11 protein-coding genes are annotated in these 20917 nt (G+C 25.2%); 6 read left to right on the top strand and 5 right to left on the bottom strand.

Going from position 1 to position 20917, the window contains the following annotated elements; translation table 11 throughout:
• Positions 1-676 precede the first annotated feature (676 nt).
• From bamE to tldD, 3 genes are all read left to right on the top strand, one after another.
• Positions 677-997, top strand: a complete 321-nt coding sequence (bamE, locus tag K0T98_RS00080) for an outer membrane protein assembly factor BamE (RefSeq protein ID WP_225639395.1) — start codon at positions 677-679, stop codon at positions 995-997.
• A 2481-nt stretch (positions 998-3478) separates the two neighbouring features.
• A complete protein-coding gene (locus K0T98_RS00075; protein ID WP_225639394.1) occupies positions 3479-7300 on the top strand; it encodes a YhdP family protein in 3822 nt (1273 codons plus the stop codon).
• Positions 7301-7801: 501 nt separating this feature from the next.
• On the top strand, positions 7802-9259 hold the full coding sequence (tldD, locus tag K0T98_RS00070) for a metalloprotease TldD (protein ID WP_225639393.1): 1458 nt from the start codon (positions 7802-7804) through the stop codon (positions 9257-9259).
• Positions 9260-9426: 167 nt separating this feature from the next.
• On the opposite strand, the gene rplS is transcribed toward tldD, so the two are convergent.
• The 5 genes from rplS to ffh all read right to left on the bottom strand — a co-directional run bounded on the left by rplS (position 9427) and on the right by ffh (position 12964).
• Complete coding sequence (gene rplS, locus K0T98_RS00065; RefSeq protein WP_225639392.1) at positions 9427-9792, bottom strand: 50S ribosomal protein L19; 366 nt, start codon at positions 9790-9792, stop codon at positions 9427-9429.
• A 90-nt stretch (positions 9793-9882) separates the two neighbouring features.
• Entirely contained in the window at positions 9883-10626 is a 744-nt protein-coding gene (gene trmD, locus K0T98_RS00060; RefSeq protein ID WP_225639391.1) for a tRNA (guanosine(37)-N1)-methyltransferase TrmD, read from the bottom strand.
• A 68-nt stretch (positions 10627-10694) separates the two neighbouring features.
• Entirely contained in the window at positions 10695-11228 is a 534-nt protein-coding gene (gene rimM / locus K0T98_RS00055; protein WP_225639390.1) for a ribosome maturation factor RimM, read from the bottom strand.
• The gene (gene rpsP / locus K0T98_RS00050; RefSeq protein WP_225639389.1) at positions 11221-11487 is read right to left on the bottom strand and encodes a 30S ribosomal protein S16; all 267 of its coding nucleotides are present in this window, start codon (positions 11485-11487) and stop codon (positions 11221-11223) included. The genes rimM and rpsP overlap by 8 nt, the downstream gene beginning before the upstream one ends.
• A gap of 118 nt (positions 11488-11605) precedes the next feature.
• Positions 11606-12964 (bottom strand): signal recognition particle protein, encoded by a 1359-nt coding sequence (ffh, locus tag K0T98_RS00045; protein ID WP_225639388.1) that lies wholly within the window; start codon positions 12962-12964, stop codon positions 11606-11608.
• A 4644-nt stretch (positions 12965-17608) separates the two neighbouring features.
• On the opposite strand from ffh, the gene K0T98_RS00040 reads away from it, so the two are divergent.
• From K0T98_RS00040 to mreD, 3 genes are all read left to right on the top strand, one after another.
• Positions 17609-18655 (top strand): rod shape-determining protein, encoded by a 1047-nt coding sequence (locus tag K0T98_RS00040; RefSeq protein WP_225639387.1) that lies wholly within the window; start codon positions 17609-17611, stop codon positions 18653-18655.
• A gap of 111 nt (positions 18656-18766) precedes the next feature.
• Positions 18767-19663, top strand: a complete 897-nt coding sequence (gene mreC / locus K0T98_RS00035) for a rod shape-determining protein MreC (RefSeq protein WP_225639386.1) — start codon at positions 18767-18769, stop codon at positions 19661-19663.
• 156 nt (positions 19664-19819) lie between these two features.
• Positions 19820-20305 carry a rod shape-determining protein MreD gene (mreD, locus tag K0T98_RS00030; RefSeq protein ID WP_225639385.1) on the top strand — a complete coding sequence of 162 codons (486 nt, stop codon included), beginning with the start codon at positions 19820-19822 and terminating at the stop codon, positions 20303-20305.
• The last annotated feature ends 612 nt before the right edge of the window (positions 20306-20917 follow it).

The raw sequence follows: 20917 nt of genomic DNA, 5'->3' as shown, positions 1-20917 counted from the left end.
TATATCCGATCTTATTATTACTAAAATTAATATATTTTTAAGTATAAATATATGATAAATATCATTATTATCTTAATGAATGATATTGAAGATTATTTTTTAAAAATTTTATATGTCTATAGTTACTATCTTAAAATATTTACTACTATTCTAAGTATATAACTACTCAAAAATTGTGTTTTATTAAATAAAGTATTTGTATACACTAATATCTTAATTTTATTCATAAAAAGAAATTTAATTAATATTACCCTTAGACTTGTAATAATTATACATACCAGTGAAATTAAATATTATTGATTGAATACCTTATATGCCTTTTATTTTCTCTAGTTATGTAAGATTGATGATAATATTATTAATATCTATTAAAATAAGTATGTATATAAATATTTGAATAATTGTCACACTATAGTAATTAATTCTAACTAGCAAAAAATTACTGTTATTAATAATAAGATCTATAATTTTCATTAGCTTTAGCATTATAGAAAAAAGATATAAGTATATATTTATTGTTACTATAAAATTGGCAAGTTTTTATTAAGTAATAATATATTTTTATTTTAATTAAAAGAATAAACTAAAATGTATTAGTAAGCAATATTAGGTGCTTTATATATTTATAATATAAACCACAGTGATTCACTAAATATTATAAAGGTATTAAATTACCATGTATTTAAAAATACTTATATCAACTACCATAATAATACTTATTATAGGATGTTCAACTTTTAAACAGTTAGTATATTATTCTAATATCAACCAAGGAAACTATATTACTAAGACTGACATGGACAAAATTTACATAGGAATGACACAGGAACAAGTTATATATACTTTAGGTACCCCTATAATACAAGATCCATTTGGTAGTAGTACATGGTTTTATGTATTTCGTCAGCAGTTAGGTCATGCAGTTATGTCTCAACGCATATTAACTATAACTTTTGATAATAAAGGTTTTTTAGTTAAAATAAAAAAAGATTATTAAGATTCATAAATTTAGTACAAATAATTTACTATTTAGTTTTTCTGAGACTACTCTTGCCAGAGTAATACTTTACTTTATTACAATTTTATGTTTTTACAATAATATTAGGGATAAAATTCTTAATTTAATATGTTAAAATTATATTATAGATATAATCTATAGTATTTAACTTATACTACAGTAGTGATATTTACTTTAATATTCATTAATAAATTAAACTTATATCAGGTAATTTCAATAGATTATCCTACCTTATTATTTTCTTGGGTTTATAGAAGTTTTTTAAAATACAAAAAGATCATAAATAATTATTATATTTACTACGTATAATGAATTAGGTATAAAAAGAGCAAGGTTATTGAGTGATTTAACTGATATAGTAACGTACTAAATATTATTCTAGTTAAATACTATTTTATATAAGTTTAGTTAAATAAAAGTTACTTAATAATCAAAAAATTATACTGTTTATAATTAATTAAGGTATTAAATATCGTTAATAAATCATCTTTCTTTTTAAGGACGTATTTTATTTACTTGTGTTTATAATATATTATATGATATACTTAAGTCGACGCATAAGTTATATAATTTTTTTATAAATTTATATTTAAAATACAATTACTATGTAAAAGTATATTGATATATTTTTTATAGTACATTGATATTTTGTTTTTAAAATTTATAAAAAAGATATTTAAAGGTATTAATTAAAGAAACAGGCTCAACTTAAAATATACGATTTTACGAAAGCATAAAAACATTATTATCTTGTATTAGTGTTTATAAATTATAGTATTCTTGAATTATACAAATTATTATTTACGATATATAAAATCAAATTAGATAACAAAAAATTATATATTTGATATTAGTAAAATACTAATTTAAATGATTTAGAACTTTTGTAGTTAATAAGAATTATAAATAATAACATGTTAACTTTATTAATATTCATATTATAACATCTCTACGCATAATATATTTATAAATATCATTGGTGTAATAAAAAACATCATATCAACTTAATTGTGAATTCAATTGAGATAATTTTTAATTATTCTTAATATAAATGATTTTCAAATCATATATTTATTACTATATTAAATTTAATATTATTGTAAAATATTCAAAAAATTTCTTAGTTGAAATTACTAAAAATTAAAATAACTCTATAAATATTTAATAATATAAAATAAATTCAAAAAAAAATAATAAGATCTTATCATCACCGTATATTTAGTATCATTATTGTAACTTTAAAATATTTTATAAAATTATAGAATAAGTTATTTAGATATAAAATAATTGTATTATTTAAGTAATTAAAGTTATTAAAAAGTAAAAAAATATCTTATGATAATATAAGGAAGTAATTACTTTCAATGGCATTGATAAAATCTATCCAATGTTTACGAAAAAGTTATTGGTTATATTATTACATCAAAGTTAAGCATATGTTAAAATATATTTTCTAAATACTAGAATTAGTAATAAAATTGTATACGGATCAGAATACTGAATTGTTAATAATTTAACATTAACTTAAAGTACTATAATTTAAAATTATATAGTCAAAATCTTATATAAAATTTATAATAAAGTCAAATTTAATCTTTCTAAGGATATTAATACTAGGAATATCTTAAATTATATTATTTAAGTAATATTAGATCGTATTTTATATACATCATGGTGATGTAATATAGTTTATTAAATTTTTCTATGAAGATATTCTAGTTATACTATTAAAGACTTTTATTATAGTTTGAATAAGTATTTTCTTTTACATGGAGTACTATTATTTATTATTGATCTTAATTGATTATAAAATATAATTTCACCTTTCCTTTTTTATCATTAATTAAATAGAAATGCTTATATTAAATAGTAGATTATTTATTTCATATTGTAATTGGGATGATATAATTTATGGATGAGTTTTAAAAATTTTAGGATACTAATAAATGATTGTTAATATTCTAAATAAGAAATAGTATAATTATTATTAATATTACTAATATAAGTATTTAGATATTTTTCAAAATATACTATATATAATACATCAAAAACATATTTAAAAGCAAAGATTAAAATATATATATAAGTTTTTCAATTTTAGATAAATTAATATGTATTAAAAAATAATTAGTTAAAAGATTATAAAATATATGCCGTATAGATATTTAAATTTACGATGATAGTAAAATACCTAAAAATATCGAAACCTTTTACTATAAAAATTATTTAAAATACTACTATTTGATTATGATGATCGCAGTGAGTGCTATTTAGCACATGTATTATGTTTTTATTAGTTAGACATAAAAATGATAAAATATAATGTAACTGTTATTTTAGATTTATTCGTAAATGAATCAAAAGTACAGAGTAATCTAATTTTAACGTTAATAGTTAATTTTACTGGGCAATAATATAATATTACGCTCAACTTATTATAATGAGTTTAAGGAGAAGAGCGTGAAGCGAATATCTATATACTTTTTGCTAACATTCGTTATATTAACTGCATGTATATTTATTGCTTTACAATTATCTTTACTCTATGTTAATTATTTTCGTCCACAAATAATTGAAAAGATCGAATGTTATTCTGGTATACCAATAAAAATTGGGGACTTAGATATTAGTTGGCAATTCTCTGGACCTGTATTAGAAGTACATGATATTTCTTTAGTTCAACCTATTATAGGTAATGTTAGTGTTAATAGCATGACTATAGCATTAGATATATGGCAATCTTTGTTACACTGGTGTTGGCATATACATTATTTAAATTGTGATCATTTAGAGGCTAAGAGTTATAACACTTTTAATCTTTCCTTATTATGTTCTAAGCAACTAAAGAATTATACGTTAGTTAAGATGTTTCAATATAATATTGATAATATTATTATTCATGATAGCAAAATAGTATTCTTTAGCCCATTTAGTAGAAGCATGCAGATATATATTCCTAATTTTATATATTTAAAAACTGTCAAAAGTATTCGTGCTGAAGGGCAAGTTATGTGTTCTACTTATAAAAATAATAATGGCAATATACAGATTCATATTGATCTTCATGATAAAAAAGGGAAATTAACTGATGGTCAGGTTTACTTACAAGCAGATAAACTTGAGCTGCATCCTTGGGTAAAATACTGGATACAATCTAATACTAGTCTATGCAGTGAAACTGTCAGTTTTGACTCGTGGATAAAAATTATTAACGGTGATATTCAAGGTAGTTATATAGTAATTAAAAAAGGTACTATTAACTTAAGTACAGCGGGTAAGCACCATGATCTAACAATAAATAATATGTATGTACAGTTAGATCGAGTTACTAATGGATGGAATGTTCATATCCCCCAAATAAAACTAGCTACTGATAATATTCAATGGCCAAAAGGATCATTAAGTGTAATGTTTAGTCCTAAAAATACTAAATTTATTAGGGAAAAAAGATCAACAGAGTTAAGTTTACGAGCAACAAATTTACAATTAGAATTAATTATACCTGTTTTAACTGTTATATCTTTTTTCACTCCTAATCTCATTACATTTTGGAATAAAGTAAATCTAAAGGGATATATTAATTACATAGGTCTTGATATACCTTTACGGTATCCTAAAAGTTCGAGATTTACCGCTGCATGGAAAGATTTAAGTTGGAAGCCATATAATTTTTTTCCTGGTATAAACCACTTTAATGGTAGTATATCGGGTAGTATAATGAATACAGGATTAATATTTTCCTTAAAAAATAGCGTTTTATGTTATAGTAAAGAGCTATATCAATTACCTGTAAAAATTATTCATGCTAGTGGTTTTGTCTCTTTTGGTAAAAATAATAGAGTATTGTTTCTTACAGGTGATCATCTTAGTGTAAAGACAGATGCCTTATGGGCTACTGGAGATTTTAAATATCAAAAACCTAAATATGGGAATCCTTGGCTAAGTATTTTATCTGGTATTCGCTTATATAACGCCTCGCAGGCTTTTCATTATTTTCCTAAAATTCTTATAGGAACATGGTTATCAAACTATCTAACTAACTCTGTGAGTGGAGGTCAGGTAGATAATGCTACTTTAGTATATGTAGGTAATCCGCATGATTTTTTACATGTACATAATATAGATAAATTTCAGATTTTTTTACCATTACATAATATAAGTTTTCGATTCCACCCTAACTGGATATCACTAGATAATTTAGATGTGGATTTACATTTTTTACATGATGGATTAAGAGTATACATTCCTTATATAAAGTTAAGTAACTTTATTGGTACTAATATTTTAGCAACAATCCCATCTTATTATAATAAAAGGTTATTTATTAATGCTGATATTTTAAGTTCACCTCATGATATTTATGAATATTTAAAAAAATCCCCATTATCTAATTTAGTTTATTCTATTTTAAATGAAATAAAAATTGGTGGTGATAATATCAGTGGTTGCTTACATTTAGATATTCCATTAACGAATAATAGAATTCACATAACTGGCAAGGTTATGTTTAAAAATAACTCCCTTTTTATTAAAGCACTAGATAGTAATTTAACTAAATTAAATGGATTATTATATTTTAATACTAATAATTTAATTAGTAGTTTTATGAGCGCATATTGGTTAGATAAGCCAGTAAATTTTACTATATCAACTATTAAATCTAAAGAAAATTTCAATATTAATATACAATTACAAGGAAACTGGCAAACCGCTAAATCACTATGTATACCACCTGTATTAGCTAAATACATTAGTGGTAGCGCTTCTTGGAATACTAAAATTATACTAAAATTACAGCATAAAAAGAATTTATCATATAATATTAAAGTGAATGCAGATCTTAGAAATATAAAAAGTCAATTACCAGCTCCTTTTAATAGTAAGTTGCAGAAAAATCAATTACCACTTATACTACATGCTAAAGGAGATTTAAATAGTTTAATTCTTTCAGGGAAAATAGGAACCCATTATACTTTTATTAGTCAGTTTATTTTACAAAAACAGAAATTAAAACTTGTGCGAGCTGTATTAAGTGATCAAACTTTTAAAGTTCTAAAATTACCGGATAGTAAATCTCTTATATTAACTGTTCCTATATTGAATATTACAAAGTGGCTAACTATAATAAACTCTATTCAAAATAATAATTTTTCTAAACATTTAGGATATTATTTTAGTTATCCAAAAAATATTCGCATTAGTACTCAACAGTTAATAATAGCAGATCAAATATGGCATAATGTAAAGATTTTAGTTTCAAAACTAAAGAGTGGTATTCATATAAGCGCTAAGGGGCGTGAAATTAATGGTTCAGCTATTCTAGATAATGATAATGTACTGAGTATATATGTAATGTATTTATATTATAACCCCCAGTATAGCACTACATTTTTGATAAATAATCAAGGACCATCAATATATTCTAATATATATAATATTACTTTAAGTCAATTACCTATAAATATTATAATGCGCTGTAAGGATTGTTGGGTTATGGATCATCATCTACATAAATTTAATTTTGATTTATATCCTAAAATAGATCAATTAAGATTAAATAATGGTTTGATAGATACAGGGAATACTCAGCTTACATTTTCTGGTATATGGAATCATATAGGAGTAAATAATCATACCTTTTTGAAAGGTCAGTTTAAAGGAGACAATATAACTAATAGTAGTCACTATTTTGGTTTTACTATGCTACCTAAAAATTCATCTTTTAATGTTAACGTTGACTTAAATTGGGTTGGGATACCATGGTATCCACAAATTAATTCGCTAAATGGTACTATAAACTGTAAATTAGGTAAAGGTAACATTGATAATACTGGTAGAGGACGTACTATTCAAATACTTCGTTTAATTAGTTTTGACGCATTATTGCGTAAGCTAAAATTAGATTTTAGAGATACATTTAGTCAAGATTTTTATTATAACAATATTAGTAGTAATGGCACACTGAATAATGGTGTTTTAGTAACCAATGACTTACTAATAGATGGTTTATCTGCTGATGTTGAAATGAAAGGATTAGTAAATTTTGTTACGCGCCATATCAATATGCGCGCGGTTATTTCTCCAGATATTTCAGGTACCATAGGAGTAGCTACTGCATTAATTATTAATCCAATTATGGGTGCTATTGTATTTACTGTATCTAAAGTTTTAGCACCTCTATGGCACAAAATATCTCTAGTGTGTTATACTATTACAGGAAGTTTAGAGCGCCCTGTTATTAATAAGGTATTATGTCAAACAAAGACTATTAAAATAAATTAGTAATCATTTTAATAGTCTTTGTTTTGGAGTTAATGTATTATTGTTATATTAAATAGAAGTATATATTAGCAATCTTAGAGAATGTATTAATATTGAGCTTATAATGGATACCACCTAACTTGGTAAAGTTATAGTAGTTAAGAGTATAAGTACAATCATATTTACTCTTACATTATATAATAATAAATATGATTACATTTAACTTTCTTGCATATAATATAAAGATCTTATCTTTTAAAGATTATATTCTTATTTTAAAAAGATAACTTTTATACAGACTAATAATAAATGTTTATATAATTATTCAGTAATAATATTAGAAATATATTGATTTGAATTTTTATAAACTAATACTATTGTATAATGTAAATTAGTATTAATAAATATTAATTATAAAATAAAAATCTTTTATCATACAACATAATTTAATAACATTAAATTAAGTGAAGGTTAAAGTGCACTAAGATGGTTAATTATTTAGATGTAAAAGAGCAAAATAATATGAATCTAACATTAGTCAGCGAGCAGTTATTAACTGTTAATAAACTTAGTTATAAGGATATTTTTGCAGTATTGGAGAAATTATATGAACGTCAACTTGACTATGCAGATCTCTACTTTCAGTCTAGCTATTATGAGGCTTGGGTCATTGAAGATCGCATAATTAAAGAGGGATCCTATAATATTGACCAGGGTGTTGGTGTCCGAGCTATTAGAGGTGAGAAAACTGGTTTTGCTTATACAGACCAAATAACCTTGAATGCTCTTAATCAAATTGCGCAAGCTGCTCGTAGCATTGTACCTGAGAAAGGTAATGGTACTATAGCCTCATATTGTATTTCTAATAATATGAAATATAATTTATTGTACCCAGCTATTAATCCACTTGAAAGTTTATCGCGTGAAGATAAAATTGCTTTATTGTATCGTTTAGATAATACCGCACGATCAGAAGATTCACGAGTACAGCAAGTATTTGCTAGTCTTACTGGTATGTATGAGCTAATATTGGTAGCTGCTACTGATGGTACATTAGCAGCAGATGTTCGTCCTCTTGTACGTCTTGCAGTGAACGTCTTAGTAGAAGAAAAAAATGGACGCCGCGAACGCGGATCAAGTGGTGGTGGAAGTCGTTCTGGTTATAATTATTTCTTCGAATTAGTTGACAATGACATACGAGCTGATTGGTTCGCTAAAGAAGCAGTGCGTATAGCTTTAGTGAATTTATCGGCTGTTGCAGCCCCTGCCTGTGAAATGTCAGTAGTATTAGGTCCTGGATGGCCAGGTATATTACTGCATGAAGCTGTAGGTCATGGTTTAGAAGGAGACTTTAATCGTAGAGGTACTTCTGTATTTAGTGGTCAGATTGGACAATTAGTTGCTTCAGAGTTATGTACCGTAGTTGATGATGGTAGTATTAGGGGTTATCGTGGTTCCATTGCTATAGATGATGAAGGTGTACAGGGTCAGTATAATATACTCATAGAGAAAGGTATACTTAAGGGTTTTATGCAAGATAAAATAAATGCTCGTCTAATGGGACTAGCACCTACTGGAAATGGCCGGCGTGAATCATATGCTCATTTACCAATGCCACGAATGACAAATACCTATATGCTAGGAGGAAAATCTATACCACAAGATATTATTTCTAGTGTAGAGTATGGTTTATATGCACCAAATTTTGCTGGGGGGCAGGTAGATATTACTTCTGGAAAATTTGTCTTTTCTACTGCAGAAGCTTATCTTATAGAACAAGGGAAAATAACCAAGCCAGTTAAAGGTGCTATGCTAATTGGCTCTGGTATTGAGGTAATGCAGCAAATATCAATGGTAGGTAACGACTTAGCTTTTGATAAGGGTATGGGGTTATGTGGTAAAGAAGGGCAAAATATACCAGTGGGTGTTGGGCAACCAACACTAAAAATAGATTTAATAACAGTAGGGGGGACTGCATAAGATATTATCTTTTTATTTTCAATTTTATTTTTATAAAATTTATTAATTTTTTTACCTTTATTTTTTATTTATAAAAAATAATGCTGTCTCTCTCTAGGATAGAGAGAGACTTGTTTGTGTTATTTTTTATTAATTTTAGTATACAAATAACACCAAATATTAAAATACTACTTGGTATCTATCCGTCCAAGACGCTCTTTTATACGAGTAGATTTACCAGTACGTTCACGTAAATAGTACAATTTTGCTTTGCGAACAGCACCACTTCGTTTTATAGAAACACTTTCTATTAGAGGTGAGTGAGCCTGAAAAACACGTTCAACACCTTCTCCGTTAGAAATCTTACGAACAGTAAATGCAAAGTGTAAGTTACAGCGATTACGTATTGCAATAACCACTCCTTCAAATGCTTGTAGACGTTTTTTTAAACCTTCAACAACCCATACTTTTACTTCTAATGAATCTCCTACACGAAATGTAGGTATACCTTGTTTCATTTGCTCTTGTTCAATCTCTTTTATAATATTACTCATAACTATCTCTTACTTTAGGGTGTATTAATTTAATATATTTAAATAAAGTTTAGTTTTATAAAAATCCTAATATTTACATATATATTATTGCTATTGTAATTTATCTTCTTTAAGAAATTCAGATAATATCTGGGTCTGCTCTTTATTAAGATCTAGGTTATTTAGAAGTTTAGGTCGTCTTAACCATGTACGTACTAGTGACTGTTTTAAACGCCAGAGACGAATACTTTCATGATTTCCAGATAGTAGAACAGATGGTACTTCCATATCATATAGTTTTACAGGACGAGTAAAGTGTGGATAATCTAGTAAACCTTTAATAAATGAATCTCCTTTAGCCGAATCTGGATGACCTAGAACTCCCGGAATAAATCGTGATACTGCATCTATAAGTGTCATCGCAGGTAATTCACCACCACTCAATACATAATCGCCAACTGACCACTCTTCGTCTATTTCGGTTTGAATAATACGTTCATCAATACCTTCATACCTACCGCACACTAAGATTAATATCTTATTTTTTGCTAAGTTACAAACATCTTGTTGTTTAAGTTTTTGTCCTTGTGGCGAAAGATATATAATTTTAGCTCCTACTCCTGCTTCTATTTTAGCGGCATGAATAGCTTTCGTTAAAGGTTCTACCATCATAACCATTCCTGGACCCCCACCATAAGGTCGATCATCAACAGTGCGATGTTTATGGTACGTAAAATCTCGAGGGTTCCAAAGTCGTATAACGATAAGGCCTTTTTTTATAGCCCGTTTGGTAATTCCGTAATCAGTGATTGCACGGAACATTTCAGGGAATAAACTAATCACTCCAATCCACATAATTTCATCCATATCATATCAGTATAGAAATATATTCTATAAAATCTAAGATAATTACAAATTATACATTAAAAATTAGGATCCCAATCTACTTCAATAATATGCGTAATCAGATCTATTTTTTTAATTACTTGTCCAGTAATAAATGGGATTAAGTGTTTTTTAATACCTACTTTATCTTTTAAATTTTTTTTAATAACCATAACGTCATTAGAGCCAGTTTCTATTATACCAATAATATTACCTAATTTATATCCTTTGGTAGTAACTATTTGGCAGTTTATAAGATCCTTCCAGTAATAATTTCCATCTTCCAGTTTTGGAAATCTTAAAGACTCCACTATAACATTACAATTATTTAAAATCTGTGCTTTATTTCTATCATTAAATCCTTTAAATTTAATAATTAAACTATACTTGCTATTTTTCCAATTTTCTATCTCAACATATTGTAATTTCATAGAAATTTGGATAAACCACGGTTGATATTTAAAAATATTTTCTATTTTTTCAGTAAAAGAGAATAATCTAACCCAACCTAATATACCAAATGGAGCACCTATTACTCCTATTATTATAGGGTTAGTAAATTGTTTATTCATTGCATATAGATGTATTATTTTTATTAGTATTTTTAATTAGTTTATTAACACGATCAGACATTTTAGCGCCTAAGTTAATCCAATGGTGTACGCGTTTTAAATCAAAATACATATACTCTGCATGACCTACTGCTAGCGGGTTAAAAAATCCTACTCGATCTATGAAACCTCCATCACGTGCATTACGGCTATCGGTTACTATGATTTGATAGAATGGACGCTTCTTCGACCCCCCCCGAGCTAAACGAATTTTTACCATGAGTTCCTCAGCTAATATAAAAATTAAAATTTTTACTTCTTTTATTATAAAGATTATTCAAAGATAATCTGACGTTTATTTACAATTATTAATTTTAATTAAATAAACTATAATTTACTTAAAAAAAACCTGGCGGAATTATATCTTTTATACTATGCATATTTTTTTTTAAAAAACCGTTTTTTTTCATTTGCTGCATCATACGTTGCATTTTATCAAACTGTTGAAGTAAGCGATTAATATCTTGAACTTGCATACCAGAACCATTTGCAATACGACGTTTGCGAGAGCCTTTGATAATATCTGGATTAGAGCGTTCTTTGAACGTCATCGAATTAATCATTGCTTCCATATGTAATAAAAATTTATCATCTAACTGATCTTTCATATTTTCTGGTAATTGTCCTATACCTGGTATTTTTGCTAAAATATAGGAAATACCACCCATATTACGTATTTGTTTGAGTTGCTTTATAAAATCGGTCAAATCAAAAGGGTTACCTTGTTTTATTTTTTTTGCCCATTTAGCAGTTTGAGTACGATCAAATTTATTTTCAATATCTTCGATAAGTGATAATATATCTCCCATACCTAAAATACGAGAAGCTATACGATCGGGATAAAATGGTTCTAAGTCTTGGGTTGTCTCACCAACTCCTAAAAATTTAATTGGCTTTCCGGTGATATGACGTATAGATAAAGCCGCACCCCCACGAGCATCACCGTCTACTTTTGTTAATATTATTCCAGTTAACGGTAATATTTCATTGAAGTATTTTGCAATTTTTGCTGCGTCTTGACCTGTCATAGCATCTACAACAAACAGTGTTTCAACAGGACAAACAGCGGTATGGATCTGTTTAATTTCATTCATCATTGCCTCGTTGATATGTAAACGACCGGCTGTATCAACGATCAAAATATCATAGAATTTCTGTTTGGCATATTGTAATGCTTTACTAACAATTGTAATTGGTTTTTCTTGAGTTGTAGAAGAAAAAAAATCAATTTGTACGCATTTAGCTAAAGTTTCCAACTGTGTAATTGCTGCAGGACGGTAAATATCTGCAGAAACTACTAAAACTTTCTTTTTATACTTTTCTTTTAAGAACTTACCAAGTTTACCAATACTAGTTGTTTTCCCTACACCTTGCAATCCTGCCATTAAAATTACGGCTGGAGGTTGGGTGTTTAAATTGAGTGAATTATTAGTTTGCCCCATAGCTTTTGCCATTTCTTTTTTTACTATTTTAATTAATTCTTGACCGGGGGTAAGACTTTTATTTACTACTTTTCCTAAAGCATATTTTTGTACATTTGCAATAAAATCATGCACTACCGGTAGAGCAACATCTGCGTCTAATAAGGCTATGCGTACTTCACATAAAGTATCTTTAATATTTTTTTCGGTGAGTCTGCCTTGACCGCTGATATTACGTAATGAACTCGATAATCTATCACTTAAATATTTAAACATAGTGTTTCTACTTAGAGTTAAAATGGTGCGTGAAAGTAACAACCTAGATATAGGTTAGTCAAAACTAGCATATAATATTTTCCTAATTTTTAGTTTATTACTAATAAAATATATAGTATATTAAAATTTATTAATTTATTTTATAACAAATTTTTAATTTTTGTAAATAAGATATAATTCTATATCTGTATAATGAATAATATATTTTTAATTAAAAAATTACATAAAATATTGACAATAATTTATAAGTTATCTTTATATTACTTAATACTTTTATTCTTAATAATATGATCATTATTCAAAAATAACTATTATCATATTATTATTTATTTTAAGAAAATTATATCTTTAATAAAAGTAAAATAATATGTTTAATATTACCATATATATTAGGTAGTCTTTTATTTTAAAAATAAAAAATTAATTATTTTTTAAATATCTTATAACAATAGCAGTAATTATTAAAATTAATTAATTTAAGTTTTGATACTACAGTTAATAAAATGTTATACTTACTACATGATAAAGTATAATCTCTAGAGTATTCAAAAATATATAAGAAATTATTTACATTAATAATAAAAAAGAAAACTAGTAATTATGTATTACCTGTACTACCAATATTATTGGTAGTACAGGTAATGTTTCACTATTATTTGTGAAATACATCAAAGATATAACTTATTTTAAAAATTTATTGTACTTATAAGATAAAATTTTTTATTACATTATAAAGAAAACTACTTTTCTATATATTTAATATTATATTTCAACATTTAGCATAATACCTATAGTTTTATATTGAATATAGTATAATTATTTAGTACAATATATAATATAAACATTTTTTTATTTGTTAGTAACTGATTAAATCATGCATTCTTATTGTTGTAATATTACTATGATATATATTTAGCTATTATTTTTTCGATATAAATAATATTTAATGATCTTATTCATGATAACTACATTATAAAAGTAAATTATATAAGTGTTTTGAGGATTATATTCATACAGAATACTCTAGTACTGTCTGATAGTAAGAGTATTACTAGTATATTAAAAGTATTATTACATAGACTATATTGAATAATAATTACTATATTACCCTATTCATGGTTATATTTAATGAGGGTACTATTTAGTAAAATTTAAGTATGATATTAATTTTATATATTTTAAAGCAATTCATGAGTTATGATAAGCTTCATTTTAGATAAGAGTGGTCATTTAAGAGATATTACTATTTAGTATAATGACTATTTATAATAAAAGTATATAACTATTAAAGATAATATCTTTAGTGACTGTATTTTATTTATGTTATGGAAAAGTAAATATTAATTTTGCTTAGTTATATAGGTATTAATATAACTAATATTATCACCATAATTCATAATTATTTCTATCATTTAAAACAAAAATATTAAATATTTTTTGTGATTTTTATTTAAATAACTGAATATCTTATTATTAACCTTGTGCCTTAGTAAGAAAATAAATATCTCAATTTAGATAATAAATATTATTGAAATGATTATTTCAGTTATAATTAAATTGAAATAAATCAAATTTAAGGATTATAGAATTATAAGTTATTATAGCAATATTACTAAGCTATTAAGAGCTATATATTTATATTTAGTTAGATATATTATCTAGAGTTTTTTAAACTATTACTGATTTTTTTAGTAATAGCATTTTTAACATATATTCTCTAATTTTTACTTATTACCTATTAATTACTTCTAATGCTTATTAAGCAAGTTGTTAATATTTAATATTACATGGTTTAATGTATATTACATTTTTGTTCTTAATAATTATTTTATTTGTATATTATTACTATTTGAAAAATAATATTTTACGTAATGAATATATATTCAGTTTTATTGTGGTTATAAATAAATAAAGAATATAGATATTCTTTATTATGATACTCATCGATAATTTTGATTGTATTATTTTTAGTTAATTAGACTTATACTTTTATAAGTATAATGTATTAATAGACTTATTTTAAGATATTTTAGATTTGTTTAGGGTATTATTCAGTTTTTATAATTAAATAATAATTTTAACATTAATATATTACTTCTCAGTTTTTAGAACACTATTTTATAGTGCAACTAGTAACTACTAACTGTAATATATTTAACTTAATCTTATGAATTTATTTAAATAAATCCCAAAAATATAAAAGATGAATTGTTATATTATATAGTTTTTTATAAAAATAGCTATACATGATATTTGGTAGCTATTTATTTAGATAAATGCCACTATAAACTATTAATTAGTTAATATAAGTTATTCTATTTATAGAATATTACACTATTCTTATACCATATAAAATGTAGTAAAATATGATTTATTACTATGGTTAATCATTTATATATTTGTATTTTCTCTAATTGTACCTACATTATTAAATTATTTAAAAATTTTGCGATAAAATATAGAAGGCTAATTTATGTTGCATTAGTTTTTATCTCTAACAACATGGTTATTAATATAAAAATATTAATACTTGCTTATATAGCAAGCATATATCTAATGATATAAATAACTATTTATTAATACTGATATCATAAATACTGTAATAGATTATCTATCTTATTACTATTAAGAATAAAATTTAATAAAGTTGATTAGAATATTTATTAGAAATATGATTAGTATCATTAATTTTATACTACAACAATATAGCTATATCAATTATAAGAAATTAATATTTTGCATAAATATTATTACTTTAGGTTTATAATAAGTAGATATATACTATAAAATTATTTTTATATTTTTGTTAAAATAAAGATTTATAAATAAATTGTATTACAATTTTTAATATTAAAGTATTATGTATTGTACAAGTAAATGTTTTTAATACTTCTAACTATATTGTACTATATAAAATATAGTATATTTTATACTATCACCATACTGTATAAAGCATCATAGTACCATACACTTAAAGGTAAATCTAGTTAATTAATCTTCACTTTAGATGATTGCTAGTCACTAGTATTGATATTCAAGATTAGTATTATTATGAATTAATTAGAAATATTTAATAGTTAGTTTGTAACTACTAAGTTTAAGTTAATATAATTTTATTATAACATATAATATTATTAATAGTCTTTATGAAATACATTTTATTTAAATGGTAAATTTTATTGGGTTTTAAAGTACTATATTTCAGATGAAATGTTTTATTTTATTACTTCAGGTCTTGATTTAGCTAATTAATAAAATAACTAATAATTAGTTTAAATAGTATATTTTAGGATGTTATGAGATTATATACTGTAATATAGATACGATTTTAGAGGCAAAACTTCTAATAATTTAATTTACTATTTTTATTAATTATTTCATGGATAGTATAGAGATAATGATAGTAATCATATATTGCTATTTAATATTAATTTTAGTAAAATTATACATTATATTTTTTAGAATTTTAGTTTTTAAATAAGATAAAACATTATTAGTACTATGTTTAGTATTATGTTTTTATATTATAGTGTTAATTTTTATATTAATAGCAATAATTATTATTAATGCGTATAGGGTTTCATCTGATAATTAATTAAAATTTATATAATTGCTTATAAACAATACTAGTTTCATAGAGCCATATAAAAACTAAGTTAGTCATATTTTTTTTACTAGATGTTACTGTATTTACTTGTATTTTTTAGTTCTAAATCTAATAAAAATTATTATCAGTAAAATACTTATATCATATATATATTATATGTTAAATATTTTATATTTCTTATTAATAATTTATCTTCTTTCTATGAATAAAGTTATAATAGTCTTTATTTATATCTTACTAATGCTAAAAATATTTAACTATTATTTTTAATTACTTAATATATCAGTATTATAATAAATTAAATAAGATGATATAAAATATCATATATTGTACTTCTTCTTAATATATATTAGATGGTATTAAATTATAAGTGATTAATAAATGATTTTTAGTAAACCCATTCTATCTGAACTTGTGATCATAGCTCTTATAAAATATATTATTTAGATAAAAAGTAATCGCTAGTTATAACTAATAGTTAGAGTAATGTATTACTTAATATGTTATTATTTCGATGAATAATAAAAAAATATATAGACCATTTTATTTAAACAGGTCAGTTTATTAAAAATAAACTTGGCCATTAAATCTTTTATATAATCTAACTATAAATAATAAAATTAATATTTATTAGAGTGCAATTTATGTAAAATACTAGGAATAAAGTTATATATTTTATTTAATTCTACTTGTATGTAAAAATAGACTATTTTATATAAAGTATACTGTTACACAGTAACAATACTATTGACGTTAATTAAATGTTTAATAAAATATTCTCTTAAATTTAGTTTTAATAGTTATTTATACTGTAATTATTAATGAAAATACTACCTTAGTAGTTTTTTTTGAATAATTATTAATATTAAGATAATATTTTTATTAAACTTGTGATATAGACCTTAAAAGTAATATAAATGCAATTATATTGAAATTTTACGGTAATGATAAAATATTTCCGATCTAATTACTACTCGATATTTTAGGTATAGTAGATAAATTTATTTCTTTCTAGTTTTCAGGATTATCCTTTAGTTATGTTTAAAAAATTTCGTGGTATTTTTTCAAATGATTTATCTATTGATTTGGGTACAGCTAATACCCTTATTTATGTAAAAGGACAGGGTATTGTATTAAATGAACCATCTGTAGTAGCTATTCGCCAGGATCGCATGGGATCCTCTCAGAAGAGTGTTGCTGCAGTAGGGTATGAAGCTAAGCAAATGTTGGGTCGTACTCCGGGTAATATTGCTGCAATACGTCCTATGAAAGATGGAGTAATAGCTGATTTCTTTGTAACTGAAAAAATGCTTCAGTATTTTATCAAACAGGTACACAGTAATAGTTTTATGCGCCCCAGCCCACGTGTTCTAGTATGCGTCCCAGTGGGTGCAACTCAGGTTGAGCGTCGTGCTATTCGTGAATCTGCTCAAGGAGCTGGTGCACGTGAAGTTTTTCTTATTGAGGAACCAATGGCCGCAGCTATTGGTGCGGGGCTACCAGTGTCTGAAGCAACAGGCTCTATGGTTGTTGATATAGGTGGCGGTACAACCGAAGTTGCAGTTATTTCTTTGAATGGTGTTGTTTACTCCTCTTCTGTTCGTATTGGAGGGGATCGCTTTGATGAATATATTATTAATTATGTTCGTCGTAACTATGGTTCACTGATTGGTGAGGCAACTGCTGAGCGAATAAAACACGGTATAGGTTATGCCTATCCAGGGAATAAAGTTCAGGAGATTGAAGTTCGTGGTCGCAATCTAGCTGAGGGTGTACCACGTGGTTTTACATTGAATTCTAACGAAATACTAGATGCTATGCAAGAACCTCTCACTGGTATTTTAAGTGCGGTAATGGTTGCTTTAGAACAGTGTCCACCAGAGTTAGCTTCTGATATTTCAGAACGTGGTATGGTTTTAACTGGCGGTGGTGCACTATTGCGTAATTTTGAATATCTATTAATGGAAAGAACTGGTATTCCAGTTATAGTTGCTGAAGACCCATTGACTTGTGTAGCTCGTGGTGGTGGAAAAGCATTAGAAATGATTGATATGCATGGTGGTGATTTATTTAGTGAAGAATAATTATTAGTTAGTAGTAACTATATAATTTTCTTACTCTATTTATCATCAAAACTGCTTATATAGTTTAAGTAAAAATGCTTATTTCTTAATCTCTAGGAGAGAAGAAATTTTATGAAGCAAATTTTTACTAGAGATCCTTCTGCACAATCACGTCTTTTAATAGCCGTAATTGCTGCAATAGGATTAGTGATTACAGATACTCATTTGAGTTCTTTTATGTATATCCATAATTACCTTGATACACTTGTAAGTCCATTATATTTTTTTTCAAATGGACCTATTAATATTATAGAAAGAGTGTCTCATACATTAGCTACCCGTAAAGAATTAAAATCAGAAAATCAAACATTACGTCAAGAACTATTATTAAAAAATAGTGATATTCTATTACTTAATCATTTTAAACAGGAGAATACGCGCTTAAGAGAATTATTAGGTTCATCCTTGCGTCATGATGAGCATAAAATGATAACTCAAGTTCTATTAACATTACCTGATCCTTATAGTGCTCAAGTAGTAATAGATAAAGGTAGTAGTAGTGGGGTATATTTAGGTCAACCAATTATTAGCGATAAAGGCGTAGTTGGTCAAGTAGTAGCTGTTGGTAAAATTACTAGCCGTGTTCTACTTATTTGTAATATATCACATTCCTTACCTATTCAAGTATTACGTAATGATATACGTGTACTAGCTATAGGAAACGGGTATAATTATGATCTAACACTTGCACATGTACCTATTAATACAGACATTAGGGTTGGAGATATGCTGGTTACTTCTGGTTTAGGTGGACGCTTTCCAGAGGGATATCCAGTTGCTATTGTTTCTTCAGTAAAGGCTGACAATCAACATGCATATACTGTTATAAAAGCACATCCAACTGCGGGTCTACAGCGTTTACGTTATCTATTACTATTATGGGGGGTAGATCATAATCATATTATGCCAGCAGATGAAGTGCATCGTATAGCTAGTGAACGCTTAATGCAGATGGTACTATGTAGCTAAGGGTAAGATCTAATATGGTGATTATCTATGGATACTATATCTTAAGTTTACCCTATTAAATATTAAACTTTTTGTGGATGTTAATATATAGTAAAATAACCTACTAATGTTATATGAATAACTTTTTATGCGGTATTAGCATTAAAGGAGGTTTTAGTGTTAGGGTATCAAAGGCAGAGATATTGGATAATTTGGTTATTTTTTTTATTAGCTTTTATTCTACAAATTATACCGTGGCCCCATGCACTAATGATATTACGTCCTAATTGGTTGGCTTTATTTTTAATTTACTGGGTAATAGAATACCCACAATATGTTAATATTGGGACGGGTTTTATGGTCGGTTTAATATGGGATTTGATTTTGGGATCAATACTAGGTATACATGCATTAGCGTTTAGCTTACTAGCTTACTTAGTTGCATTTAAGTTTCAAATATTCCGTAATATACCATTATGGCAGCATTCTCTACTAGTAGTATTTTTAACTGCTGCTGTAGATGTAATAATTTTTTGGGGAGAATTTAGTATTCTACATGTATCTTTTCATCCAGAGTTATTTTTAAATAGTATAGTAAATGGTGTACTTTGGCCGTGGTTATCCTGGCTAATGCGGAAGCTTGATTATAGTTTTAAACTATAGTAATTTTATGTATTATATTATATTAACTAAGTAAGTTTAAAGCAATATAATTTAAATGATTAAACAATAATATGTAATAAAGTTATATTCTTAATTTTAATAATTATTAAGAATAATACATCTCTTGCTAGAAATAAATTAAGATCATTATAAAATTAAGTACTTACAATAAATTATTGAGTGATATTTATTTTTATTTCATTGGGTCTATATTAAATTATTCATTATTATTGTTAAATTTTTATAATAAAACAATAGTTATTCTAAAATTTTATTAAATGATCTATATTATAAATATAGGTTATAACTTATTACCTTATAAGTTATAAATATTCAGATAAATTTATATAAATTTAATAATATAAGGTGATATTATTATAATTTAATTAGTTTTATAAGACATTACTAGTAGTTGTATTTTTTTAAATAGTACTTGACTAAATAAATTAATTTTATTATTTATATAATATAAATATATAACAGAATATAATTTTTATATATTTTTATTTATATAAATAAATAGTTATATATTATTTTTGATACTAAATAAAGCGTTTAGATTCTAAGGAATTATTTGTTCTATTATAAATATATAAACTATTATTATAGGAA

Source organism: Candidatus Profftia sp. (ex Adelges kitamiensis) (genome assembly GCF_020342455.1).
In the GTDB taxonomy this organism is placed as follows: Bacteria; Pseudomonadota; Gammaproteobacteria; order Enterobacterales; family Enterobacteriaceae; genus Profftia.
Note: the sequence above shows the minus strand (reverse complement) of the source record. Positions and strands in the feature narration are given on the sequence as shown.